This window comes from Paenibacillus thailandensis (assembly GCF_042685365.1).
Classification (GTDB): domain Bacteria; phylum Bacillota; class Bacilli; order Paenibacillales; family Paenibacillaceae; genus Paenibacillus_AP; species Paenibacillus_AP thailandensis.
In genome coordinates this window covers 210,099-232,675 of sequence record NZ_JBHUMY010000006.1, presented here as the reverse complement: position 1 = coordinate 232,675, position 22,577 = coordinate 210,099, and the positions used below count along the sequence as shown (strand labels likewise).

The 22,577-nt window shown below is 55.7% G+C and carries 20 protein-coding genes; 6 read left to right on the top strand and 14 right to left on the bottom strand.

What is annotated here, in order from left to right; all coding sequences use genetic code 11:
* Positions 1-102: 102 nt before the first annotated feature.
* The 4 genes from ACFSW5_RS05965 to ACFSW5_RS05950 form a co-directional block, all read right to left on the bottom strand.
* Positions 103-1,083 (bottom strand): mannonate dehydratase, encoded by a 981-nt coding sequence (locus tag ACFSW5_RS05965; protein ID WP_379271036.1) that lies wholly within the window; start codon positions 1,081-1,083, stop codon positions 103-105.
* A gap of 63 nt (positions 1,084-1,146) precedes the next feature.
* Complete coding sequence (locus ACFSW5_RS05960; RefSeq protein ID WP_379270492.1) at positions 1,147-2,439, bottom strand: ABC transporter substrate-binding protein; 1,293 nt, start codon at positions 2,437-2,439, stop codon at positions 1,147-1,149.
* 32 nt (positions 2,440-2,471) lie between these two features.
* Complete coding sequence (locus tag ACFSW5_RS05955) at positions 2,472-3,302, bottom strand: carbohydrate ABC transporter permease (RefSeq protein WP_379270491.1); 831 nt, start codon at positions 3,300-3,302, stop codon at positions 2,472-2,474.
* Positions 3,299-4,177, bottom strand: a complete 879-nt coding sequence (locus ACFSW5_RS05950) for a carbohydrate ABC transporter permease (protein ID WP_379271034.1) — start codon at positions 4,175-4,177, stop codon at positions 3,299-3,301. The genes ACFSW5_RS05955 and ACFSW5_RS05950 overlap by 4 nt, the downstream gene beginning before the upstream one ends.
* A gap of 371 nt (positions 4,178-4,548) precedes the next feature.
* On the opposite strand from ACFSW5_RS05950, the gene ACFSW5_RS05945 reads away from it, so the two are divergent.
* Positions 4,549-5,454 carry an RraA family protein gene (locus tag ACFSW5_RS05945; RefSeq protein ID WP_379270490.1) on the top strand — a complete coding sequence of 302 codons (906 nt, stop codon included), beginning with the start codon at positions 4,549-4,551 and terminating at the stop codon, positions 5,452-5,454.
* 173 nt (positions 5,455-5,627) lie between these two features.
* Here the strand turns inward: ACFSW5_RS05945 and ACFSW5_RS05940 are convergent, their stop codons facing one another.
* The 7 genes from ACFSW5_RS05940 to ACFSW5_RS05910 all read right to left on the bottom strand — a co-directional run bounded on the left by ACFSW5_RS05940 (position 5,628) and on the right by ACFSW5_RS05910 (position 15,184).
* Entirely contained in the window at positions 5,628-7,907 is a 2,280-nt protein-coding gene (locus ACFSW5_RS05940; protein ID WP_379270489.1) for a glycoside hydrolase family 3 C-terminal domain-containing protein, read from the bottom strand.
* Between the two features lie 115 nt (positions 7,908-8,022).
* Entirely contained in the window at positions 8,023-9,297 is a 1,275-nt protein-coding gene (locus ACFSW5_RS05935) for a helix-turn-helix domain-containing protein (RefSeq protein WP_379270488.1), read from the bottom strand.
* 165 nt (positions 9,298-9,462) lie between these two features.
* Positions 9,463-10,629 (bottom strand): helix-turn-helix domain-containing protein, encoded by a 1,167-nt coding sequence (locus ACFSW5_RS05930; protein WP_379270487.1) that lies wholly within the window; start codon positions 10,627-10,629, stop codon positions 9,463-9,465.
* Between the two features lie 58 nt (positions 10,630-10,687).
* A complete protein-coding gene (locus tag ACFSW5_RS05925) occupies positions 10,688-11,320 on the bottom strand; it encodes a GntR family transcriptional regulator (protein ID WP_379270486.1) in 633 nt (210 codons plus the stop codon).
* A 458-nt stretch (positions 11,321-11,778) separates the two neighbouring features.
* Positions 11,779-13,917, bottom strand: coding sequence for a transglycosylase domain-containing protein (locus tag ACFSW5_RS05920; protein WP_379270485.1), 2,139 nt, complete (start codon positions 13,915-13,917; stop codon positions 11,779-11,781).
* 164 nt (positions 13,918-14,081) lie between these two features.
* Positions 14,082-14,630 (bottom strand): hypothetical protein, encoded by a 549-nt coding sequence (locus ACFSW5_RS05915; protein ID WP_379270484.1) that lies wholly within the window; start codon positions 14,628-14,630, stop codon positions 14,082-14,084.
* A gap of 191 nt (positions 14,631-14,821) precedes the next feature.
* Positions 14,822-15,184, bottom strand: coding sequence for a hypothetical protein (locus ACFSW5_RS05910; RefSeq protein WP_379270483.1), 363 nt, complete (start codon positions 15,182-15,184; stop codon positions 14,822-14,824).
* 140 nt (positions 15,185-15,324) lie between these two features.
* On the opposite strand from ACFSW5_RS05910, the gene ACFSW5_RS05905 reads away from it, so the two are divergent.
* A complete protein-coding gene (locus tag ACFSW5_RS05905) occupies positions 15,325-15,468 on the top strand; it encodes a hypothetical protein (protein WP_379270482.1) in 144 nt (47 codons plus the stop codon).
* 105 nt (positions 15,469-15,573) lie between these two features.
* Here the strand turns inward: ACFSW5_RS05905 and aroC are convergent, their stop codons facing one another.
* The gene (gene aroC / locus ACFSW5_RS05900; RefSeq protein WP_379270481.1) at positions 15,574-16,659 is read right to left on the bottom strand and encodes a chorismate synthase; all 1,086 of its coding nucleotides are present in this window, start codon (positions 16,657-16,659) and stop codon (positions 15,574-15,576) included.
* A 121-nt stretch (positions 16,660-16,780) separates the two neighbouring features.
* On the opposite strand from aroC, the gene ACFSW5_RS05895 reads away from it, so the two are divergent.
* The gene (locus ACFSW5_RS05895; protein ID WP_379270480.1) at positions 16,781-17,674 is read left to right on the top strand and encodes a LysR family transcriptional regulator; all 894 of its coding nucleotides are present in this window, start codon (positions 16,781-16,783) and stop codon (positions 17,672-17,674) included.
* Between the two features lie 169 nt (positions 17,675-17,843).
* Here ACFSW5_RS05895 and ACFSW5_RS05890 read toward each other — a convergent pair whose 3' ends face one another.
* On the bottom strand, positions 17,844-17,927 hold the full coding sequence (locus ACFSW5_RS05890; protein WP_379271032.1) for a putative holin-like toxin: 84 nt from the start codon (positions 17,925-17,927) through the stop codon (positions 17,844-17,846).
* A gap of 312 nt (positions 17,928-18,239) precedes the next feature.
* On the opposite strand from ACFSW5_RS05890, the gene ACFSW5_RS05885 reads away from it, so the two are divergent.
* From ACFSW5_RS05885 to ACFSW5_RS05875, 3 genes are all read left to right on the top strand, one after another.
* The gene (locus tag ACFSW5_RS05885) at positions 18,240-19,448 is read left to right on the top strand and encodes a ParB/RepB/Spo0J family partition protein (protein ID WP_379270479.1); all 1,209 of its coding nucleotides are present in this window, start codon (positions 18,240-18,242) and stop codon (positions 19,446-19,448) included.
* 161 nt (positions 19,449-19,609) lie between these two features.
* Positions 19,610-20,419 (top strand): MerR family transcriptional regulator, encoded by an 810-nt coding sequence (locus ACFSW5_RS05880; RefSeq protein ID WP_379270478.1) that lies wholly within the window; start codon positions 19,610-19,612, stop codon positions 20,417-20,419.
* Between the two features lie 80 nt (positions 20,420-20,499).
* Positions 20,500-21,699: an MFS transporter gene (locus tag ACFSW5_RS05875; RefSeq protein ID WP_379270477.1), complete on the top strand. Its 1,200-nt coding sequence runs from the start codon at positions 20,500-20,502 to the stop codon at positions 21,697-21,699.
* Between the two features lie 168 nt (positions 21,700-21,867).
* Here the strand turns inward: ACFSW5_RS05875 and ACFSW5_RS05870 are convergent, their stop codons facing one another.
* Positions 21,868-22,461, bottom strand: coding sequence for a phosphotransferase (locus ACFSW5_RS05870; RefSeq protein ID WP_379270476.1), 594 nt, complete (start codon positions 22,459-22,461; stop codon positions 21,868-21,870).
* Between the last annotated feature and the right edge of the window lie 116 nt (positions 22,462-22,577).

Genomic DNA, 22,577 nt, shown 5'->3' with positions numbered 1-22,577 from the left:
CCGCCGTACGTTCACCGGAAGAACGGCCGTCGTGCCACGGGCCGTTACACTCCCTCCGTTAATACACGCGATCCGCCGTTAGCCCCTCGGCCGCTCATCCTGTTATACCGGTACGGATCGTTTCGCCGCTTGGGCCGCTTCCATCAGACCGGTAATGTACCCGACGCCGAACAATCGCCCGAGCAGCTCGTAGCCGGGATTCGCATTGTCCTCGTCTTCCATCGTGGGCACGTGGTCCGGTCGAGCCGGTCCGTCGTAGCCCATCTCGTAATACGTCTTCATCGCCTCGAGCATATCCGTCTGGCCGTCGTCGTGGAACGTTTCCTCGAATTTCTCCGGCGTTCCTTTCACGTCGCGGAAGTGGACGAAGAACAGCTTCCGCTGCTTCGCGAACGCGCGGATGACGGACGGAATATCCTCGCCTGCCGTCGCGAGCGTTCCTTGGCATAACGTTATGCCGTTGTTGGGACTCGGCACCAAGTCGATCGCGCGCTGCAGGTCGGCCGCGCTGCGCAATATCCGGGAGACGCCGCGGATCGGCGTGATGGGCGGATCGTCCGGGTGAAGCGCCAGCTTGACGCCCGCCGCCTCGGCGACCGGAACGATTCTCTCCATGAAATATTGCAGGTTCTCCCACAGTCGTTCCTCCGTCACGATGCCGGCTTCGGTGAGGGGGGCGTTTTTCATCAGACTATGGTCGTAGCTCGAAACGAGCGCGCCGCCGCGCGTCCTCGTCGTCGTGGACGTGCGGAACCAGTTGAACTGGGCCATAAAGTTGTAACATAGCACCGGAATTCCGGCAGCGCCCGTATTCGTTACGAACTGCTTGAAAATTTCAATCTCCTCGTCGCGCCCTTCCGTGCCCAGCTTTATATGGTTGCTGGGAGGCATCGATTCGATAACGGTCAGCGTAAGCCCCGCGTCCGCGAACCGCTGCTTCATCCGAATGAGCGGCATTAGATCCCACGGCTTTTCGTTTTTTTCCTCCCAAGGCAGACCGCAGACCGCGTGCCCGATATTCATTTGCTTCGCAAGCGCCCACAGCCGGTCCGGCCGCGAAGAAAAAAATTCCGCCAATTGCATCATCCATCACCCTTCGCCTTGTTTGATCATCGCTTCGATATTCCTTGCCGCAATCCGGGGCGCTCAGCCTCCCGCTTTCGCGGCCAGCTCCTTGCCCAGCTTGTCGATTTTCTCGAAGGCGTCCTCGATCGATTGCTGCCCGAACGTTACCGCGTCCATTTCCTTCTTGTACGTGTCCACCCACTCGGAGAATCCGGCCGCCGGCGAATAGAACGGCAGCGCTTTGTCGACGGATTGGTCGTAAATCTCTTTGCCCAGCTTATCCTTGGCTTCCAGCGTCGGCTCCAGCTCGGCGTATATTTCGGGGTTGATCGGAATGCCGCGCGTCAAGCCAAGCGCTTTGCCCGCTTCCTTGTCGGTAATGAACCATTTGACGAACTTTTTCGCTTCCTCCTTGTTTTTGGAGTTCGCGCTGACGCTCAAGAAAATCGTCGACTGCGCCCAGCCGCCGCCGGCAGGTCCCGTCGGCATGTTGACGACGCCGACCTTGCCCGGCATCAGCTGCTCCAGCGCGCTGACCGAGCCGGTCGTCGCTCCTCTGGTCATAACCGTCCCGGAAGCCATCGGATCGGCCTGCGGGTCGTTCTCGAGAAACGCCGCCGCTTTCTCGGCGGGCGGAACGATCCCCTCTTTGCGGAACTCTTCGTAAATCCCGTAGAATTTCATGAACAACTCCTTGTCGAGCGTAAACGTCTTGCCGCCGTCGGCCATAATCGGAGGCTTGCCCATGGACGTCTGATAATAATTGTAGAAATCCCAAGTCGTCGTGTCGCCGATCGGATATTTGCCTTCCGGAAGCTTCGCTTTCGCGTCGCGAGCCCATTGGAAATATTCGTCGTATGTCCAGTCCTTGTGCGGCAGCGGAATGCCGTACTGCTCCAGCTCGGCTTTGTTATAGGCCATCCCTTGCGCGTTCTGGCTGAGCGGAATGCCGTACAGCTTGCCGCCGATCTTCAGGTTGTCGATCACCTTCGGATCGACGATGCCCGTCAGATCGATGTCCGACAGATCCTCCAGCTGGCCGCGGGACACGTATTCCTGAATATAAGCGGCGTCCATCTGCAGAACGTCCGTTATCGTTTTCGACGCCGCAAGCGTCGGCAGCTTCTGCCAATACGCTTCCCAAGCCATATACTCCGGCTTGAATTTGACGCCGGGGTTTTGCTGCGAGTAAATGTCGAGCGCTTTTTTCGTCGCCTCATGCCGTTCGTCCGGCCCCCACCACATGATGCTGAGCGTCGTCCCGCTTCCTCCTCCCTGATCTCCTCCGCCGCTGCCGCCGCCGCTGCAGGCGGTCAAAGCAAGCATTAACGCCATCCATGCCGCCGCAACAGCGACGATACCTCTTTTTTTCATACCTAGCTCCCCTTTCATCGTTTTTTACTGCTTTAGCCTTTTAAGCCGGTTGTCGCGATCCCCTCCACGAAATGTTTTTGCGCGAACAGAAAAATGAGCACCGAAGGCATAACGGACAGGAGCGACATGGCGAGCAGCTGCCCCCAGGCGATGTCGAACTGGTCGATGAACATCCGAAGCGCCAGCCCGACCGTAAATTTGTCGATGGAGCTAATGTACAGCACCTGGGCGAAAAAGTCGTCCCAGCTCCAAATGAACGTAAAGATCGCCACCGTGACGAGAGCCGGCTTGATAAGCGGAAAGACGATCCGAACAAAGATGCCGTACACCGACGCTCCGTCGATCTTCGCCGCTTCGTCCAGATCGCGCGGGATGCCGCGAATGAACTGCACGAGCAGGAAGATAAAGAATGCGCCTCCCCCGAAAAAATGCGGCAGAACGAGCGGCACGTAGCTGTCGACGAAGCCGAGACTGTTAAACAAAATATATTGGGGTACGACCGTCACTTGACCCGGCAGCATCATCGTCAGCAGCAGGATCGAAAACCAGAACCCGCGCAGCTTGAATTCAAGCCGGCCGAAGCCGTAAGCGACGATCGCCGCCGTCAGCACGCCGCCGAACACGTTGCCGACTTCCATCAGCAGCGTATTCCCGAAAAAATGGGCGAACGTGTACTCGCTGGAGAAATGCCAGCCCTCGCTGTAGTTGCTCCACATCGGAACCGAAGGCCATATCGTCGGCAGGCTGAGCTCCTCCGGCTTTTTGAGCGAAGCGCCGACCCACCAGATAACCGGATACAGCATGAGCAGCGAGAAAAGCGTTAAGCCGACATGGTTCATCGCTTTGGAGCGGAGTGCGCTCATTTCGTCCGCCCTCCTTCCGACTCGTAAAACACCCAGTAACGGGAAGCGAAAAAGTTGATCATCGTCAGCAGCGCCACGATCGCGAGCAAGATCCACGCAAGCGCCGAGGCATAGCCCATCTGGTAATGCTTGAACGCCTTCTCGTACAAAAACATGGCGTATACGTACGTCGAATTGACCGGTCCGCCCTTCGTGATGATGAACGCGGAGGTGAACGTCTGGAAGGAGCCGATAATCCCCAGGATGAGGTTAAAAAACATGACCGGCGACAGCATCGGCAGCGTAATGTTGACGAATTTGCGGAACTTGCCCGCGCCGTCGACGGAAGCCGACTCGTATAGCTCCTGAGGAATTTGCTTCAGTCCCGCCAGGAAGATCACCATCGTGGATCCGAATTGCCAAGTATTGAGCAGGATAAGCGTTCCGAGCGACGTATCGGGATTGGAAATCCAGCCGACGCCTTGAATGCCGAACCAGGCCAGCACCTGATTGATATAGCCGTCAAGGCCGAACATATTCCGCCAGAGCGCGGCGACGGCTATGCTTCCCCCGATCAGCGAAGGGAAATAAATCGCGGTCCGGTAAACGTCCATGCCGCGCAAATTTTTGTTGAGCGCCATCGCGACCAACAGCGAGAAGAACAGCTTCAGCGGCACGGAAAACAACACGAACAAAAACGTGACGGAAAGCGACTTCGTGAACGTCGCGTCGCTTGCGAAGATGTTCCGGTAATTGTCGGCCCCGACCCACACCGGGCTCTCCAGCAAGGAGTATTCCGTAAAGGATAAATAAAAGGATTGCGCGATCGGCCATAAGGTCAGCAGCAGAAAGCCCAGCAGCCAAGGCGATATAAAAATATACCCGGCCAAGTTCATACCGCCGGCCCGGCTTTTGCGCTTCCAGGCAAGCTTGGAAGCCTTTGCCCCGATCGCGGCATTCGGTTGAGCAGCCATTCTCGTCTCCTCCCCTCTTGAAAACCCACCGTTCGTCAATCCGGTGTAATCTTCACTTTAAACGAAAGCGGTTTCATCGATGAAGGCGACGATTTTACGATTATGTTTGTTTTTTTTTAGCATGAAGCCTAACCGAAGCAGGTGCGAAAAATTTATGCGGTACGGGAAAATGCCATAATAAAGTCGCATCGACAAATCGTTCCCCTTCCCTAAAAATAGATTTCAAGAGACAGCGGAGATAAGAGCGGAGCTGTCGGGAGCATTACCAAATTCAGTCGGAAGAGGTGCTTCGAATGAAGTTCAATAGCCCGGAAGACATTATTCAGCTTACGCCGCTTTGGGAGGGCGAACGTTTGCCGGACGGCCGTCCGAAAGTATCCGACGACATTCTTCGCCGCATGCGCAAAATTACGTTGGAGGAAGCTTGGGGACCGTTGTGGCATCGGGGATACACGTTCCAGTTTGAAGGCGATTTCAAAATCATCCACCCCGACAAAGTGATGGTCGGACGCGCCGTAACGGCCGTCATGGTGCCGAAGCGGCCGGACCTGCACGAAACGATGATGAAAATCGGCCATGAGCAGGAAGGCCGTAAAGGCTACTATAATCAATGGGTCATCGATTCGCTGGTGGAGGACGACGTGGCCGTCGTCGACATGTTCGATAAGGTTCATCTGGGCACCTACGTCGGCGGCAATCTGTCCACCGCGATCTCGACCCGCACGAAGCGCGGCGGAGCCGTGATCTGGGGCGGCATCCGCGACAACCAGCAGGTCGTCAACATCGACAACATCAACGTCTACTACCGCGGCAGCGATCCGACCGCTATCGCGGACGTGGTCATGGTCGGCATGAACGTCCCGGCCCGGATCGGCAAAGCGATCTGCCTTCCCGGCGACGTCGTGCTCGGCACGCCTTCCGGCGTCATCTTCATCCCGCCGCATCTGGCCGAGCTGACCGTCGTGCAGGCGGAGAAATCGCAGGTAAGAGACATATTCGGATTTATCCGGTTGAAGGAAGGCGCCTATACGACCGCCCAGATCGACGCATCCTGGAACACGGCGTTATGGCAAGATTTCCTTGATTGGTTTAACAGCGACGGCGCGGCGGCCGAATACCGCCATCTCACTTGGGAAGCCGAGCTTGAGGAGGCGGCAAGGCAAGAACGGCAAGGTCCGCAAAACGACGTCCGTCTCTAAATCCGAAATGACAAGCGGAAGCGACTTCGGCTCTCAAGTCTTAAGGACCCGAAAAAGACTCCGGCCAATGCCTGTTCGCAGGCTTGGCCGGAGTCTTCTCCATTCCGAGCTTCCGTCGTTGTTCTTCAAGCTGGACGAGACAAGTCTAGGTCTAACGCTTCTTTCCTTCCGCTTTACCGGTTGAGTTCCGCCAGCAGCCGCTTCAGCTTTTCTTCGGACAACGCTTCCCCGCCGAACGAAAGCATGGCGCGCAGCGGCATATATTGCAGCATCGCGGCCATCATATCCGCATGCTCGTCGTTTTGTTCGGGGTCGAACAAGCCGCTCGACTTCCGGTATTCCGCGAGCAGCTCGTTAATGGCCCCAGCCGTATCCGGATCCTGCAGCAAATCTCCGATCGTGGAGTTCATCGTATAACGCTTTTTCAGCTTCACGGTCGATAAAACGGTTATTTTCGCCGTAAGCTCCGGTTTCACCGAGGAGGACGCGACGATCAGCTCGAAATCCCCGCTTTCCACGTGCCAGTCCTTCAGTTCGACGTTATAGTAAGCGAAAGCGCGTTTATCGAGCTCGAACGTAACGGTCTGCGATTCGCCCGGTTTCAGATCGACTTTGGCGAAGCCTTTCAGCTCCTTCTCCGGGCGAATAACCGTGCTTGCCACGTCGCGCACGTACAGCTGTACGATTTCTTTGCCTCGAACCGCTCCGACGTTGGTCACCTTCACGCTGACCGACGCCTTTTCCGTATCCTTCATTTCGGCGCGGTCGACGGTTAGGTCGCTATACGCGAAAGACGTGTAGCTGAGACCGTGCCCGAACGGGAACAACGTCTTCATTTGTTTTTTATCGTAATAACGGTAACCGACAAACAGCCCTTCCTTGTATTCGACGCGGTCGCCTTCGCCCGGGAAATTCAAGTAAGAAGGATTGTCGCTCAGCTTCAGCGGGAAAGTCTCCGCCAGCTTGCCGGACGGATTGTGGACGCCGAACAGCAGATCGGCGATCGCGCCGCCCGCGGCTTGGCCGCCCAAATAGCTTTCGAGCACGGCTTTCACGCGGTCAATCCAAGGCATAACCACGGCGGAACCGTTCAGCAGCACGACCACGACGTTGTCGTTTACGCCGGCGATCGCCTCGATCAGTTTATTCTGGTTGTCCGGAAGATCGAGATGCGTACGGTCGTACCCTTCCGACTCGTAACGGTCCGGCAGCCCGGCGACGATCACGACCGTTTCGGCCGCCGAGGCCGCTTCTACCGCTTCTTCCAATAAGGCTTCGTCCGTCAGGTCGCTGTCGACATGATAGCCTTGCGCGTATGCGATTCGACACGGATCCGCGGAGAGCTTCTTCATCTCTTCAAGCGGGCTGTCAAGCCGCGTCGGCACGATATGCGAGCTGCCGCCGCCTTGATAACGCGGCTTCTGCCCAAACGCGCCGATAACCGCAAGTTTCGCATCCTTGCGCAGCGGAAGCGCGCCGCCTTCGTTTTTCAGGAGCACCATGCTTTCCGCCGCCACTTCGCGCGCCAGGGCATGATGGGCATCTTTGTCGTACGTCGCGTTCTCTTTCTTCTGGTCAACTGCCATAAATATAACGCGCAGCAAACGAGTCACGGCGCGGTCAAGCGCTTCCACGGACAGCTTGCCGCTTTGTACCGCTTCGATCACTTTGCCTTCCCCAACGCCGTTGCTAGCGGGCATTTCCAGCTCAAGGCCGGCCGCCAGCGCGTCATCCCGTTCGTTAACCGCTCCCCAGTCGGAGACGACAAACCCTTCGTGGCCCCATTCTTCTTTCAAAATATCGGTGAGCAGCTTCGCATTCTCCGATGCAAAGGCGCCGTTCACCTGGTTGTACGAGCACATCACCGTCCAGGGCCGCCCTTTTTTCACCGCGCCTTCGAAGCTTGCCAGATAGATTTCGCGCAGCGTCCGCTCGTCTACGATCGCATCCGTGGTCATGCGGCGATGCTCTTGATTGTTGACGGCAAAATGCTTTAAGGACGTGCCGACGCCTTGGCTCTGTACGCCTTGAATATGGCTGGCCGCCAGCTCCGACGAAAGGAACGGATCCTCGGAGAAATATTCGAAGTTTCTTCCGCAGAGCGGAGACCGCTTAATGTTGGCGCCGGGACCAAGCAGAACGGCTACGTCCTCCGCCTGGCATTCCTCGCCGAGCGCTTCGCCAACGCGGTAGATCAATTCCTTATTCCAGGAGCTGGCCATGCCGGCTGCCGACGGAAAGCATGTGGCCGGCACGCTGTTGAACAAGCCCAAGTGGTCGGCGCCTTGGCTTTGCTTCCGCAAGCCGTGCGGGCCGTCCGTCACCATGACGGATGGGACGCCAAGCCGCTCCACGCCTTTCAAATGCCAGAAATCGAGCCCGGAGCACATGCCCGCTTTCTCTTCCAAAGTCATTTGCGAAACGATCGCTTCGATATCGCGCTGTTGATTCATCTATGAGCCCTCCCAATAACGAAAGAGTTTATAATTAACCGCTTTCATTATTATAGGGCGTCATACATGAGCCTTTATTGTGGAAATTTGCGGTTTTTGGTGTTTTTTTGACCGCTTAACTTAAAGGCTTACCGGCGGCCTCATGTTCGTCGGCTCGATCCTTTTCGCTTCGCAAGCCGTTCCGGTATTGCTTCGGCGTAACGCCGGCGTATTTCTTGAACACCTTCGTAAAATAGCTTTGGTCGTTGAAATTGAGCCGGGAATAAATGTCGGACAAGCTGCTCGCGGTCAACGTAAGCAGCTTCTTCGCTTCCTCCACCCGTTTCCATTGAATATAATCGGTTAACGGCTTGCCGGTTTCTTTCTTGAACAGCCGGGACAAATAACTGGGGTTCATATGGACGAGACCGGCCAGCGTTTCAAGCGACAGCTCTCCGTATAAGTGATTGAAAATATACCGTTTGCATTCCGCCACCGCGCTAGAAACCTGCTCTTCGCTGCTTTTTCCGACCCGTTCCGCGAATTCGATCAGCGCTTGCTTCGTCGCTTTGTCGACCTCGTCCGGGTCTTGCAGTTCCTCGATCTGCTGAATATAAAGATCGCTCATCGTATAAGCGATTTCGGGGTGAAGCCCGCCTTCCATCGCAGCCCGCGTTGCGATCGATATCCCGGCTACGCTTAAGTTTTTCAAGCTGCGCAGATGGCTCCGTTTAGACAAGGTCCCCATGCCTTCCGTCTTAATGCCGAGGGTCATCTCCTGCGCGAGCTGGTCCGGCTTCCCTTCCTTCACGAGCTGCATAAGCTGTCTTTCGTACAGCCAGTCATGGTGCAGGGAGCTGTTGTTCAAACGGTCGGACACTTCCAAATCGACGTTCTCGCCCATTCGGAATAGGGTCTCGATGGATCGGTTGGCAAGCAGGACGTCGACGATGTCGATCCGTCTGCCGTATACCAAATAATAAAGAAGCGCGCTTGCTTGCAGCAGCCGCTTCTGCGGGATGACGGGGAAGCGGCCGTAACGCTGGCGTAGAGCTTCCTTGTCCCGCACCATCCAATCTTTGGCGATGCCGTCCAGCGTATCCTCGGGAATGACCGAATAGATCGAGGGGCCGGCGATCAGGCTGCCTGCATATTCCCCTTCATCCTCCAAGCGGACTTCGATATAATTTTCGAGTGTCCGGGCGGTATGAATGATCGGCAGGGAAGCCGGGCTGCCGTCCGTCGTCAGCTCGGACAGACGCTCCGGCGCAGCCGCCGTCGACTCGCCGGGTGGCAGGGAGGCAAATACGACTTTTCTCGCAGCGTCCATATAATAAACCGGTATTTCATAAGTGCTGCACATGATCGCGCAAACGTCCTCAAGCTTGTCCGGATGTAGCGGCTTATTCATAGCTCATGCCTCCGACGCGGTAATGATCGATAACTCACCGACTATCCTATCATGTTCCGGCTTTTTCGCAAAATGAAGCCGAAGAATGTTTGTCCATTCGTCGGCCATGACATAACAAGACCCCGGCCGCGCGCATGGCGCAAGCCGGGGTCCTTTCTTCGGCCGCTACCGGCAGGCCGACTCCCGATACTCGCTTGGAGAGAGGCCCACCTTCTTTTTGAAGATTTGGCTGAAATAACGCGGGTCCTGATACCCGACCTTATGCGCGACCTCGTAATTTTTGTAATGGGTGCTGCGCAGCATATCCTTCGCCTTGTCGATGCGGATGTCCGTCAAGTGCTCGATGAACGTTTTGCCTGTGTTGTTTTTGAACAGCAGGCTTAAGTAGGTCGGCGTCATGTACACCTTCCGCGCCACGCTTTGGAGCGAAGCGCGCTCGCATTCCTGCTCCATGTATTGAAGCGTCTTCTTGATGATGCTGCGATGGCTTTCCTTTCGGTTCGGCGCCGTTACCTCCCACAACCCGGCCAAAAACCGGCAAACATACCGCTTCAGCTCCTCCAGCGTCTCCACCTTTACGATCTCCATAATTTGGAGCGGCGGGTAAGATTGAAAGAAGCTTTCGTCTTCTTGGGCCCGCTTCTCGATCCCGACAAGCATCCTGATCGTATATTCATAGACCGAAGAAATCGGAATATAACCGTCCTGCAGCATCCCGTCGTAAAAGGCTTCCACCGCCTCTTCGATCTCTTCCTTCCCGACGGCGGACCGGAACAGGTCGTAAAGCTCCTTCTCCCGTTCGGCGGGATAACCGGCATCCGACGAGAAGCTTTGAAGCTCCGAATAATAAATCGTCCGCTTCGCGCCGTGATAAAACTTGTTCCGCAGCGCCGTCAGCGCCTGTTTGTAAGAGCGGCCTACGTCCGACAAATGGTTGCAAGGCTTGCCGACGCCGATAAAAACCGGACCGAAGCGGTCCGCCAGCATTCCGCGGATGCTATCAAGCTTCTCTTTCGACATCCAGGAGAACAATAAGACAACCCGCCCTTCCTCATCCAGAAAAGCGACGTTGCCGCTGCCCATATGCCGCTGCAGCTCGTCTCTCGCCCGCTCGGCAACGCAGGCCCTTTCCTGCTCCCGGCCGGCCGGCGCCGCAATTTCCAACAAGGCTATGGCCGGGAACGTATAGTACGGATTCACGGATAAACTGGCCAAAGTTTCCTTCAAGTCGTGCTTGCGAGGATGCTGCCCCGATACGAGCTCTTGCAGGAAGCGATCCCTCATCCAAATTTTGATCGCCTCGTCGTTGAACAATAAACATTCATTTTGCATGCTCTATATCCCCTTTTTGCGTAAAGGTTGACGAACGAGAGCCATGACGCTTTGACGTTTAGTCGAGATGAATGATTTTGTACGAGTGCATATGTTCAACAAAAGCGGCTTCAGCGATCCGTTCATCCCCGGAACGCAGCGCGTCAATGAGAATCCGGTGCCAATCCGCCAGCGAATCCGTCGTATAATGCCGATTCGAAATGGCCATAAAGCGCATAACCTTCGTTCTCATCTGATTCCACAACTCGATAATGGCCTGATTGTCGCAGCGTTTATAAAAAAAACCGTGGAAATCCATGTCCAGCTCCAAAATGGCGAGCGTATCGCTTCGCTTGACCGCCTGCTCCATCCGGTCGATGATGTCTTCGAGCTCCGCATAATCCTTCTCAAGCAGATGCGGCATCGAAGTTCTTACCGCATAGCCTTCTATAATTTCGCGAAGCGCGAAAATGTCCTTGATCTCTTTCGAAGTAATATTGGAAACGACGGAGCCCTTGTTCGGGATGCCGTTAATTAATCCCTCCTGCTTGAGCCTCTCCAACGCTTCGCGCACCGGCGCTTGGCTCACTTGAAACTTTCCCGCAATGTCCAGGACGATAAGCCGCGATCCCGGATGAAGTTCGCCGGTTAGAATATCTTTTTTTAACGAGGAATAAATATGCTCGCTGATCGAGTGCACGGCAGGCAGCATGGGTCTCACCTCTTTCGGGCGTAGTTCGAATCGCGGAATTATCTTTGGAGCATTATCGATTATCGATAATGCTCCGGGCAGTCCGGTAACCGTTTTCATTTTGCCGTTTGCAAAGACGTACGTTACGTAATGCCCCCTCTCGATTATCGATAATTTCTCTTTTGGCTCCATTATATGGGGATTCGGCTTAAAGAGGCAATCGGAGATTTTGACGAATTAGGGGGGATTTTTTATGCAAAACGTATCGAACCCTGTAAACATTTCGCCCCCTAAAAATTTCGAACTCCAATGGGGTCCCCAAGGAGCGCTTTCCCAGAAGGCCACCCCGAAAGGACGCTCCCTGCACCAGAGACGCTAATTCATCACATTCGTGCAAAGAGCGCTTATGCCTTTAAAGAATTCCTGTTGATCAGTACGATTACAACTATGAGAGACCCGAATCTGGATCGCGCGGCATCTTAATCGTCGTTGCCGTCGTCTTCATCGTCCTCGTCATCTTCGTCGTCCTTATCGTCGTTTTTGTGCCCGCGATCTTTTTTCTTCTCCTCTCGTTCTTCTTTGTTTCGTTCTTCGCGCTCCTCTTTTATCCGTTCCTTCCACTCTTTCCAAAAATCTAACTCCTTGTCTTCTTTGTTCGAATCGTCGTCACGGTTATCGTCGTCCTTCCCGCGGTCTTCCTTGTCGTTCTCCGCTTTGTCAGGCAAGGAGACGGCTGCCGCCGGGAACGCCAGCTTGGGCTCGTCCTTTAATGCGCCTTCCATTAATGCCCTGAATACGGCCGCCGCCGCCGATGACGAGGTCGTCAAATAATGGCTTGCATCGGTTTGATCGTAGCCGAGCCATACCGCGCCGACCAGCTGCTGCGTGTAGCCGACGAACCAATTGTCCTTGGCTCCTTCTCCGCCCGTTCCGTCCATTTGGGTCGTGCCGGATTTGCCCGCGGCTTCCCGGTCCGAAAGCTGCGCCGCTTCGCCCGTTCCGTCGCTTACGACACCCTGCATCATCGCGGTTAACGTATGCGCGACCTCCGGCGTCGTCGCTTGCGTGTTCTCCCCGGATGCCTGCGCCAGGACGACGCCGTCCGCAGACTCGATCCGCGTAATCGTATGGGCGTCCTGACGGACGCCGTCATTCGCAAAGGCGCCGAACGCTTCCGCCATTTGTACGGGCGAAACTCCTTCCTGCAGCCCTCCAAGGGCCAGGCCAAGCGTGCGGTCCCCTTCCGTCAGCGGAATGCCGAACCGTTCGGCCGCTTCCACGCCTTTGTCGATGCCGATATCGTTCAGCAGCTTCACGGCAGGCACGTTGTACGAATGAATAAGCGCTTCATATAGCGTCACTTCGCCGTGATACACGCCGCCCGCGTTCTGCGGGCTGTAGCCGCCGAAATCGACGGGCTCGTCGACGACCGTGTCGTCGGGCCGATAGCCTGCCTCCAGTGCCGGCGTATACACGGCGATCGGCTTCATGGTCGAGCCCGGCTGGCGCTTCAGCTGAACGGCGCGGTTAAAACCGCGGAACGGCTGATCGCCGCGGCCGCCGATGAGCGCCCGGATGCCGCCGTCGCGCGGGTCGATGAGAACGGCTCCGCTCTGAATAAGCCGATCCGCCGCGCTTGCCGGAAAAAGCGAATCGTCCGCATAGACGCGTTCGGCCTCCTGCTGCATCTCGACGTCGAGCTCGGTATAAATGCGCAGGCCTCCGTGCAGCACCTCGTTCTCGGATAAACCGTATTTGCTCGTCGCCTCCCGGATAATCGCGTCCACATAATAAGGAAACCTGATTTCGTCGATTCGGCTTGCTTTCGCTTCTTGCAGCCCGATCGGCGCTTTCGATGCCTCCTCGTACTGCCCGTTTGTAATATAGCCCTGATCCAGCATAAGCCCAAGCACGACGTTGCGCCGCTTCTCCGCTTCCTCCGGATGCTTGTAAGGCGTAAGGGCCGACGGGGCCTTCACGAGCCCGGCAAGCAAAGCCGATTCCGCCAGAGTAAGCTCCTTCGCGCTTTTGCCGAAATACACTTTCGCGGCCCGCTCGATTCCCCATGCGCCTTCGCCGAAATAAATCTGGTTCAAGTACATGGTCAATATTTGGCGCTTGTCGTATCGATTTTCGATTTTTTTGGCTAGCAGCACCTCGTTCCATTTTCGCGACCATGTCCGTTCATGCGATAAAAAGACGTTTTTGGCCAGCTGCTGCGTAATGGTGCTTCCGCCCTGGACGGTTCCTCCGGCACCCAAGTTCGTCGCGAACGCGCGCAGGATAGACCGGAGATCCATGCCGTCATGTTCGAAAAAACGTTTGTCTTCCACCGCAACGATCGCATTCCGCATGTCCTCGGCAATATCCTCGTATCGAACCTCCTCGATATCGCTGAGCGAAATGCGGCTCGCTTCCTCGCCGTTGCGGTCGTAAATGATCGAAGCCGCCGGCAGCGGCTCTTCGAGCCGGCCGATATCCTGCGCTTCGACCAGACCCGCAAACAGTCCCCATCCTCCCAAAAATAAAACGACGGCTCCGACCGAAGCCATCGTCAGTGCTTTTGCCCAATTGAACTTCCGCCTCTTCGGCGGCGTCGTACGTCTTGTTAGCTCCACTTGTTGCGTTCCTCCATGCATGCGAATGTTCTGTCCATACTATTCGCGGCAAGGAGCGTTTTTCGTACCCATCCGCACTAGCGGAAACGATCATACGTCCAAGAAGAAACCGTTACGGCGAGTAATAAAGTAATATTGCGGCAGCCTCGTCTTCATGCCGGGAATTACTCCCAATTCGCTTTATACTTCTCCCACCAGGCCAACGCTTCGGCCACCATCCCGGGGTGCGTCGACGGGTCGAAATACAAATTCGCGTGAATGTAATCGCTCGCGAACGCCTTGACGTTCGGCTCCTGCGTCGCCAGCAGCAAGGCGTACAGCGTCAACGTCCGCTCGTAATCGTCATCCGTATCCAGATTGGCGATTAAAGCCGGAATCGCCGGCTTGCCGATCGTCCCTAATTCCTCCGCAGCGGTGTACCACGTATACCCTTCGCCGTACGTTTCCGTGTAGGACTTGTCTTTGAGCTTCCCGATCAAAAAAGCGATATGGTCCGGCGAGGAGCTTTCCTCCTGCTTGTCCGCCGACATCGATTGAAGCGACGCATATGGCCGGCTGTTATCGGGACCCATGCTGCCGTCCAAACGAAGATCGGCGCCGATCGAGCCGCCCCCTCCGTCAAGCCATAAAGCCGCTATTAAGGCGGCTGCCGTTATTCGAACCAGGACATGGGCCACTGCGGCCGGTTTCATTCGCATAACCATCGGATTCATCTCGCGTTCCTCCTCGGTTTCATAATTTGCGTTTTCTCGAACCGGAACGAATCGTTTAGCGTTCATTAAGGACGGCGACGTTTTACGGCATTAAAAGCTGGCTCCGGCTCTGCTTACTTAGGGATTCGCGGCAATCCTTAATTTTCCTTTAGCTATCTTTATCTTTCTTTAGCTATCTTTAACTAGTTTCGTCATATTTTGTCTACTTGAAGCAAAGTTATTTTTTTGACCGTGTACGTTTCTTTAACCGCTTCATCGTTAAGGACGTTAAGCTTTATCAACCCCGCCACCTTGGCTCCGTCGGCTTTGGATACGAGCCGCCACATGCTTGGATCGGGCAACGACTGGTACAGCTTCCCGTCGTCGTATTCTTTCCGCTCCTGAACGATCGCTTTCACTTGATAAGAACCAAGCTTCAATGACGGGACCGGGCCTTGCAACCGTTCCTGTTCGGCATAATAATCCAATATTTCTTGACGAAGCTCTCCAAGCTCCTGCTCCATCTCCTTCAGCTTCGCCTTCAGTTTGTAATACTTCCGCACCTTTTCTTCCATCGCAACCGCCTCCTCTTCCCATCGTATGCGCCGCCCGCCTCATTTATTTAACGGCCGCGGAATAAAGCTGCCAAATTCGGGAAACGATATAACCGCCTCATTCCTTATGAAGGGCGACCAGCAAGAGGAGGAGGAATACCATGGCTCGCAAACCAATGTCTATCGAAGGCAAAAACTATGCGTACGCGAAACATTCGCGGGAAGCGGAGAATAATGTAGCCGCCTCCACCGACGAAAACACGAGGCAAAAAGGCCAATTGCCGAACAAGCCGTCTACCGGTTAAACGGCGCATAGCTTGCGAGAACAAAAAAAGGGGGGATTCCTTCGGTCCGTACGGATCCGGGGAACCCCCTTTTTTTCAGGCTTGTAATATGCGGTTTAAAGCCAATTATTCAAATTCCGATTCAAATGCGAAGCCGCGGTCATGCAGCGCCGCCTGGCGTTTCAGCTGATCCTCCAGCACGATGCAGGCCATCGCTTCCACGACAGGAACGACCCGCGGGCAGATGCAAGGATCGTGTCTGCCGATCGTCACGATTTCCTGCTCTTCGCCTTTGACGTTAATCGTTTGCTGCGGCACCGAAATCGACGACGTCGGCTTAACGGCGATGCGGAACACGATTTCATCGCCCGTGCTGATACCGCCGATAATGCCGCCGGCATTGTTGCTCTTGAAGCCGTTCCGGTCCATCGGATCGTTGTGCTCGCTGCCTTGCATTTCCGCCGCGGCGAAGCCGGCGCCGAACTCGATGCCCTTGACGGCGCCGATCGACAGCATCGCCTTGGCCAGCTCCGCATCCAGCTTATCGAACACCGGCTCGCCGATGCCCGGCTTCAAGCCGCGAATCCGGCATTCCACGATGCCGCCGCAGCTGTCGCCGATCGATGCGAGATGCTCGATTTTTTGGACCATTTTCTCCGCGGCGACCGGGTCGCAGGCGCGTACCGGATTTTTTTCGATGATGCTTTCGTCGTACGTTTCGCATTGAATGCCGCCGATCGCTTTCGTGTACGCGACGACCTGAACGCCGCGGTGCTCAAGCAGCTTGCGGGCGACCGCCCCCGCCGCGACGCGGCCTGCCGTTTCGCGTCCCGAAGCCCGTCCGCTCCCGCGATGGTCGCGGATGCCGTATTTTTGCAAATAAGTGTAATCGGCATGGCCGGGACGGAACGCGTCCTTAATGTCGTCGTACGCGCTTGGCTTCATATCCTTGTTGTACAATACGATAAAAAGCGGCGTTCCCGTCGTCTTGCCTTCGAACATGCCCGACATAATATGAATTTCGTCGTATTCCTTGCGCGGCGTCGTCACCGAGGACTGGCCCGGCTTTCTCCGGTCCATCTGCACCTGGATATATGACTCGTCGATCTCGATGCCCGGCGTGACGCCGTCGACGATAACGCCTACCGCCTCGCCGTGCGACTCCCCGAACGTTGTAACTTTAAAGCATTCGCCGTAGCTGCTTCCTGGCATGCTGCACATCTCCCGTCTCTATTTCGTTCTTTTGACTCCTTCGGTATTCCTTATTATAATCCGTAATATGAAATAAATGAAATTATATTATCGACTATCTGTCATAGAGAGGGTTTATACCATGACGATGAATACCGAATGGTACCGCATCTTCTGGCATACGGCGAAATGCGGCAATTTAACGCGGGCGGCGCAGGAGCTTCATTTGACGCAGCCTTCCGTCAGCTATGCGGTCAAACAACTGGAGCAAGGGCTCGGCGTCAAGCTGTTCGACCGCTTGTCCAAAGGCGTTCAATTAACGCCGGAAGGCGTCGTTCTGTTCGATTACGTCGAGAAATCGTTTCAATATCTTCAGGCGGGCGAGTCGAAAATAACCGCCATGAAAGGGCTGGCCGCCGGGGAGCTTCGCATCGGAAGCAGCGGTCCGATTATCAAGCATCTGCTTCTGCCGCCGCTGGACCGCTTCCATGCGGACAATCCCGGCATCAGCATCCGGCTGTTTCAGGGCAAAACGCCGGAGATCCGCGAGCGGCTGCTCAACCATGATATCGATCTTGGGCTTGTCCATTTGCCCTATGAAGATGCCGAGCTGGATATTACGCCGTTTGCGGACATTCAGGACGGCTTCGTCGTCGGCGAAGCCTTTCGCGGACTGGCCGAACGAGAACCGCTGACGGCTTCGGAATTGACGCAAATTCCGCTGTTGCTGTTATCCAAAGGGAGCAGCACGAGACGTTTCGTCGACCAATGGCTGTCGGGCCAAGGAATAACCGCCGAAGCCAATATGGAACTGAGCAGCATGGAGATGCTGATCGAGCTTGCACGCCGCGGGTACGGCGCCGCTTTCGTCACCCACGCGTTCGCGGAAGAGGAATTGGCGGAAGGGAAGCTGTTCGCGCTGCCGACGGCCGTTCCCATTCCTCCGCGCCGACTCGGCATTGCCGTCAGGCGCGGCGTCACGCTTCCGCTCATCGCGGAAAGCTTCAAACGGCTGTTGACGGCAGCCCGGTCTTAGCCGGGTACCCGGCTCAAACTTTCCGATGCGGTCATAAACCCGGTTCGGCCCGAATAGTATACGTTAGTGTATCGGGAGCCGGCTAGCAGACGGCTCCCGAAACCGACGACAAGCTCATGGGCGGTTCTTGATCCTTTGACGGAATAGACCGTTGCTCATTCTAGCGGGTCTATTTCTTGCCGTGGAAAGCAAGGATGGATACAACCAGAGTGGCGAACGAAATCATTAATGTCAGCGCTTCATTAACGCTCATTGCATTCACCTCCTCGTCTCGCCTCCCCATGAGCTGTCTAGTACTATCTTATGCCAAATGATTACAAAAAAAGAACTAATTTAGTAAGCGTTTTCATCCCTTCTTTTTCCATAATTTTGGACAAACTTCCGCTTTCCTCCGGGTTAATCCTCCTTGTTTTCTTTCCTGAACACGAAACCGTAGTATATAATGATGAGATAAACAGGATACCCGTCCCACTGCGGGCATCAACCATCGGCTGCAAGCCGCGCGCGCGGCTTTTATATTTTGCCTTCTCTTTTTTACTTGTTGACTCTGGGAGGATTTATGGATATGGATATCGTACAATTGCCGCTGCATTTGATCGATGAGGACAAGGACCAGCCGCGTTACCGCTTCGGGGAAGAATCGCTGCAGGAGCTTATGAACAGCATCGAGGAGCTTGGCCTGCTGTCCCCGATCAAAGTCAGGCCGATGCCGGACGGCCGGTATAAAATCATTTACGGCAACCGCAGATACAAAGCTTCCGTCGCGCTGAACCGGACGACGATCCCTTGCATCGTCTCGAATTTGACCGACGAAACGGAAATTTATTTGGAGCAGATCGCCGAAAATTTGACGCGCGAAGGCTTTACGCCGATCGAAGAGGCCGAAGCGTTCGACAAGCTCCTGCACAACCCTCGGTTCAACAGCTCGGTCAAGTTTCTGGCCGGCAAGCTGGGCAAGCCGGAATCGTACATAAAAAACAAATGCGAGCTGCTCAAATTCGGCAGCGCCGTCAAAAAGCTGGTCGTCAGCGGCACCCAAATCCGCAAAGACCAGTTGACGGAGGACCAGCTGCTGCCGCTGAAAGATTTGCCGGCGGAATACCGCGATTCTTTGGCGCTCATTATGGCCAGGGACGAGATGCCGGTGAGCGACGTGAAGAAAATCGCCAAGCTGTTCAAGGACAAGGACATCTCGGACAGCACCAAGGCGAAGCTGCTGTTCAAAACGGGACCGGGGCTGCTGGAAACCTGGTCGACGTATCGCCTGAACAAGCAGGAGAAGGAAGCCAAGGCCGCGGCGGCGCAGGAAGCCGCGGAGCGAAAGGCCGCCGGGCAGGCCGAACGCCAAGCCTCCGAATCGGTTGCGCCGCTCGCCGGCGTATCTGGCGCGGCTGATGTTGCGGGCGAAGCCGTGCCGCAAGCACAGGTCGGGCGGCCGGACGCGCCGGCAGGAGACGCCGCTCAAGCGCCGGTCGGCTCCGCGCCGGTCAACGGAAGCACCGGACCCGCTGTTGTACAAGCCGCCTTTTCCGCAGACGCTTTAGACGAGCCTGCGCTTCAAGGACTGGAAGACAAGCTGTCGCGGCTTCAAGCGTCGCTTCGCGCAGCCGAGTTATCGCCGCGGGAATTGGATGCGTTCAAGCGACTGGACGGGCAAGCGAAATCCGCCTGGGTTGCCCGGATCGGCGATGCTGCGGACGAAATGGAGCGCTTCGCGGCAAAATGGCGGGAGTTTGCCCGGTCCGCGAACGGCGAAACGGCAGCCATGAGCTGATTCCGCGCGGTTCCTTTTAGCGATTTTTAACATCAACATATTGGTTAACCGCGGACCCGGTCATCGTTGACTCGGGTTTTCGTTTTCCCCTTGACTTTCCCCTTGTCTGGAACGTTTATAGTAGTCCCGAGACGATCCGATTGAAGAAAGAAGGCGATGCGATGTTTAAAATAAGCGAATTTTCCAAGCTCAGCCAAGTGCCGGCCAAAACGCTCCGTTATTATGACCAGCTCGACCTGCTGAAGCCCGCCTATACGGATCCCGAATCCGGCTATCGTTATTACGCCAGCGACCAGCTCATCCGGCTGCACCGGATTTTGGCTTTCAAAGAGCTGGGCTTCACATTGGAGCAAATTAAACAAATGCTTCGCGAGAACATTTCTACGGCGGAAGTGCGCGGCATGCTTCGGCTTAAGCAAGCGGAAGCCCGGCAGCTCATTCAAGCGGAGATGGAACGGCTGCGGCGCATCGAAGCTCGAATCGAGCAGATCGAACGCGGAGAAAACGTTAGCGCCTTGCGCGAAGTCGTCGTGAAGCAGGTCGAGCCGATTCTAGCCGTCACGCTGGAAACGACGGCCAGCCGATCCGATATTCCGGAGCTTTTCGAAGAACTGGACAATCACGCGAGACGATACGGAATCGTGCCTGCGGCGCCGCATATCGTCGTCTGGCATGCCTGCCCGGAATGCGAGACGAATATCCATCTGGAGGTTGCGGTTCCGTTCCATGGCGAAATGCCGTCTTCGGGGCCGTTTCAGGTAAAACTTCTGCCCGCAGTTACGGCCGCTTCCGTTACGCATGTCAGCCGTCCGGATACCGACAGTCCCGTAAGCCTCGATCTCGGCGTCTGGATCGAACGGAACGGCTACGCCATCCAGCCGGACGTCCCGAGCCGCGAAGTGTATGTATCTCACATCGAAGGACGTGCCGGACATTTCGTGACGGAAAGCTTGATGCCGATCGTCCGATAACCGCGGACTTGTCCGCAAATCGGCAAGCACATGCCCTCGCAGGATCGTCTCCCATTCTTGTCCTATAGGGGGAATATCTTATGAAAACTGTTGCGATAACCGAAGCTCGCCGCAATAAGAGCGCCTTCGCCTTATGGCTCTTGACGATCGCCGTCTTTGCGGTCGGCACCGCCGAGCTGCTGCCGATGGGCTTGCTTCTCCCGATCGCCGAAGATACCGGCGTCTCGGTGCCGGCGGCCGGCCTGCTCGTAACCGCCTACGCGTTAGGCGTCGTAATCGGCGGACCCGTATTATCGGCGTTAACCGGAACAATGCCGCGCAAACCGCTGCTGGTTGGGTTTCTCATGTTGTTTATTCTCGGAAGCGCGCTATGCGGATTTGCCGTTTCGTACGGGATGCTGCTCGCCGGAAGAATCGTCAGCGCTTTGGCGCAAGGCGTATTGTTCGGCATTATCGTCGTCATGGCGAAGGACATGGCCGAACCGGGCAAGGAAGGACGGAACATTGCCATGGTCGCGTCAGGCTTGACCGTGGCGGTCGTCGTCGGCTCTCCGCTCGGAACGATGCTCGGCGAGCTGTTCGGGTGGCGCGCTCCTTTTTTGTCGCTTGCCGTGCTGGCTCTTGCCCTTCTTGTCTTCATCGGCCGATTGCCGGATCAAGCGCGCTCCGAATCCGTCCCTCTCTCCCGTCAACTTCGTTCGCTTACGACACCGCAATTCGGACTGGCGCTGCTCATGACGGTCTTCGGTACCGGCGGAACGTTTACCGTCTTTACGTATATCGCTCCGATCCTTGAACGCAACGGGGGCTTCTCCGGCACGATGACATCCGCAATACTGCTCGTATTCGGAGCCGGCTCCGTCGTCGGCAACTTGCTGGGCGGCTGGCTTGCCGACCGGCGATTGCAAGCCGCGCTGCTCGGCGGCATGGTGCTGCTGGCCGTTTCGATGCCCGTCTTTACTTGGGCAAGCCGCGATGAAGCGACCGCTTTCGCAGCCGCTTTTGTGTGGGGGATTGCCGCCTACTGCCTTATGACGCCGCTGAATATGCGCGTTCTGGGTCAAGCCGGAGGGGCGCAGGAGCTGGCCTCTACGCTTAATATTTCGGCCTTTAATCTCGGCAACGCTCTCGGCTCTTTTGCGGGAAGCGCCGTAATTGACGCCGGACTCGGTCTTAATGCGCTCCCTTGGACCGCTTCTCTTATCACGTTAACCGGCATTGCCGTCGCTTTATGGAGCGCATGGCTTGAACGGCGTGTTAAATCGGTCTCGAGGGCATGAGGATTTTGGGTTCGAAATGAATTTCTATAAGCTCTCTAGAATTACGTATTAGACTGACCAAGCAAAATGAAACAGCAGCAGAATAGGACTCGAAAATAAAGTCTTAGACTGCGGCTGTTTCATTCAAATAACGTTCACCGATTCGTTGAGCGATCTGGTCAAATCCAATTACGCAAGCGAATTTTGCAGAACTATACGATGCCGCATCATCCATGCTGCAGCCCGCGCTCTCCAAGCAAGCCCCCAAAGCTGCCCATGACAGTCCGGAGTTATGCGTTTTTCAATTGCTTCCTCCGCTGTCTCGCGCACAACGACTTCTATGATCAGATCAAATAATTCATGTCTTTGTGCGGGATTTAACCCATACGCATCCGTAAGTAGCCGGAGCTGCCGAGCTCGAATATCAAGCGAGGGCAAACCAACCATTTCTGCAACATCATCATCATGAAGCTGCGGAAAGAGCCAACATACGCGCGCAAGTTCAACCAATGGATCGACAGGACCGGCAAACTCCCAATCAATTAGCGCAAAAGGCATTCCTTCTCGTGTTACCATATTCCATGGCGCTACATCACCGTGACTGTATACATACTTCGTATCGCGCAGCTCCCTCAAAAACCACGGTTTCCACACCGCATTGGCAGCAGGCTCAAAATTTTCAGAAGCATCATGAAGTATCCGCAACATCCTTCCGACTTCTACTATCGCATTATCGCTCCAAGGGCCAGGGTGAACGAACTCCCCATCGATAAAGCTAAGCATCTCGCGGCCCTCTGAGTCGAACCCGGAGCCGACCACGGATGGTAATGATGTAAAGCCTGTTTTCTGTAAATGCCGTAATAAAGAGTGAACGTTTGGTGTCCACTGACCTGACGGCC

Excerpts from the sequence above, each read along its gene's own strand:
- ACFSW5_RS05965 (WP_379271036.1), bottom strand. The coding sequence starts at position 1,083 with ATGCAATTGGCGGAATTTTTTTCTTCGCGGCCGGACCGGCTGTGGGCG.
- ACFSW5_RS05960 (WP_379270492.1), bottom strand. The coding sequence starts at position 2,439 with ATGAAAAAAAGAGGTATCGTCGCTGTTGCGGCGGCATGGATGGCGTTA.
- ACFSW5_RS05955 (WP_379270491.1), bottom strand. The coding sequence starts at position 3,302 with ATGAGCGCACTCCGCTCCAAAGCGATGAACCATGTCGGCTTAACGCTT.
- ACFSW5_RS05950 (WP_379271034.1), bottom strand. The coding sequence starts at position 4,177 with ATGAACTTGGCCGGGTATATTTTTATATCGCCTTGGCTGCTGGGCTTT.
- ACFSW5_RS05945 (WP_379270490.1), top strand. The coding sequence starts at position 4,549 with ATGAAGTTCAATAGCCCGGAAGACATTATTCAGCTTACGCCGCTTTGG.
- ACFSW5_RS05940 (WP_379270489.1), bottom strand. The coding sequence starts at position 7,907 with ATGAATCAACAGCGCGATATCGAAGCGATCGTTTCGCAAATGACTTTG.
- ACFSW5_RS05935 (WP_379270488.1), bottom strand. The coding sequence starts at position 9,297 with ATGAATAAGCCGCTACATCCGGACAAGCTTGAGGACGTTTGCGCGATC.
- ACFSW5_RS05930 (WP_379270487.1), bottom strand. The coding sequence starts at position 10,629 with ATGCAAAATGAATGTTTATTGTTCAACGACGAGGCGATCAAAATTTGG.
- ACFSW5_RS05925 (WP_379270486.1), bottom strand. The coding sequence starts at position 11,320 with ATGCTGCCTGCCGTGCACTCGATCAGCGAGCATATTTATTCCTCGTTA.
- ACFSW5_RS05915 (WP_379270484.1), bottom strand. The coding sequence starts at position 14,630 with ATGAATCCGATGGTTATGCGAATGAAACCGGCCGCAGTGGCCCATGTC.
- ACFSW5_RS05910 (WP_379270483.1), bottom strand. The coding sequence starts at position 15,184 with ATGGAAGAAAAGGTGCGGAAGTATTACAAACTGAAGGCGAAGCTGAAG.
- ACFSW5_RS05905 (WP_379270482.1), top strand. The coding sequence starts at position 15,325 with ATGGCTCGCAAACCAATGTCTATCGAAGGCAAAAACTATGCGTACGCG.
- aroC (WP_379270481.1), bottom strand. The coding sequence starts at position 16,659 with ATGCCAGGAAGCAGCTACGGCGAATGCTTTAAAGTTACAACGTTCGGG.
- ACFSW5_RS05895 (WP_379270480.1), top strand. The coding sequence starts at position 16,781 with ATGACGATGAATACCGAATGGTACCGCATCTTCTGGCATACGGCGAAA.
- ACFSW5_RS05890 (WP_379271032.1), bottom strand. The coding sequence starts at position 17,927 with ATGAGCGTTAATGAAGCGCTGACATTAATGATTTCGTTCGCCACTCTG.
- ACFSW5_RS05885 (WP_379270479.1), top strand. The coding sequence starts at position 18,240 with ATGGATATCGTACAATTGCCGCTGCATTTGATCGATGAGGACAAGGAC.
- ACFSW5_RS05880 (WP_379270478.1), top strand. The coding sequence starts at position 19,610 with ATGTTTAAAATAAGCGAATTTTCCAAGCTCAGCCAAGTGCCGGCCAAA.
- ACFSW5_RS05875 (WP_379270477.1), top strand. The coding sequence starts at position 20,500 with ATGAAAACTGTTGCGATAACCGAAGCTCGCCGCAATAAGAGCGCCTTC.
- ACFSW5_RS05870 (WP_379270476.1), bottom strand. The coding sequence starts at position 22,461 with ATGCTTAGCTTTATCGATGGGGAGTTCGTTCACCCTGGCCCTTGGAGC.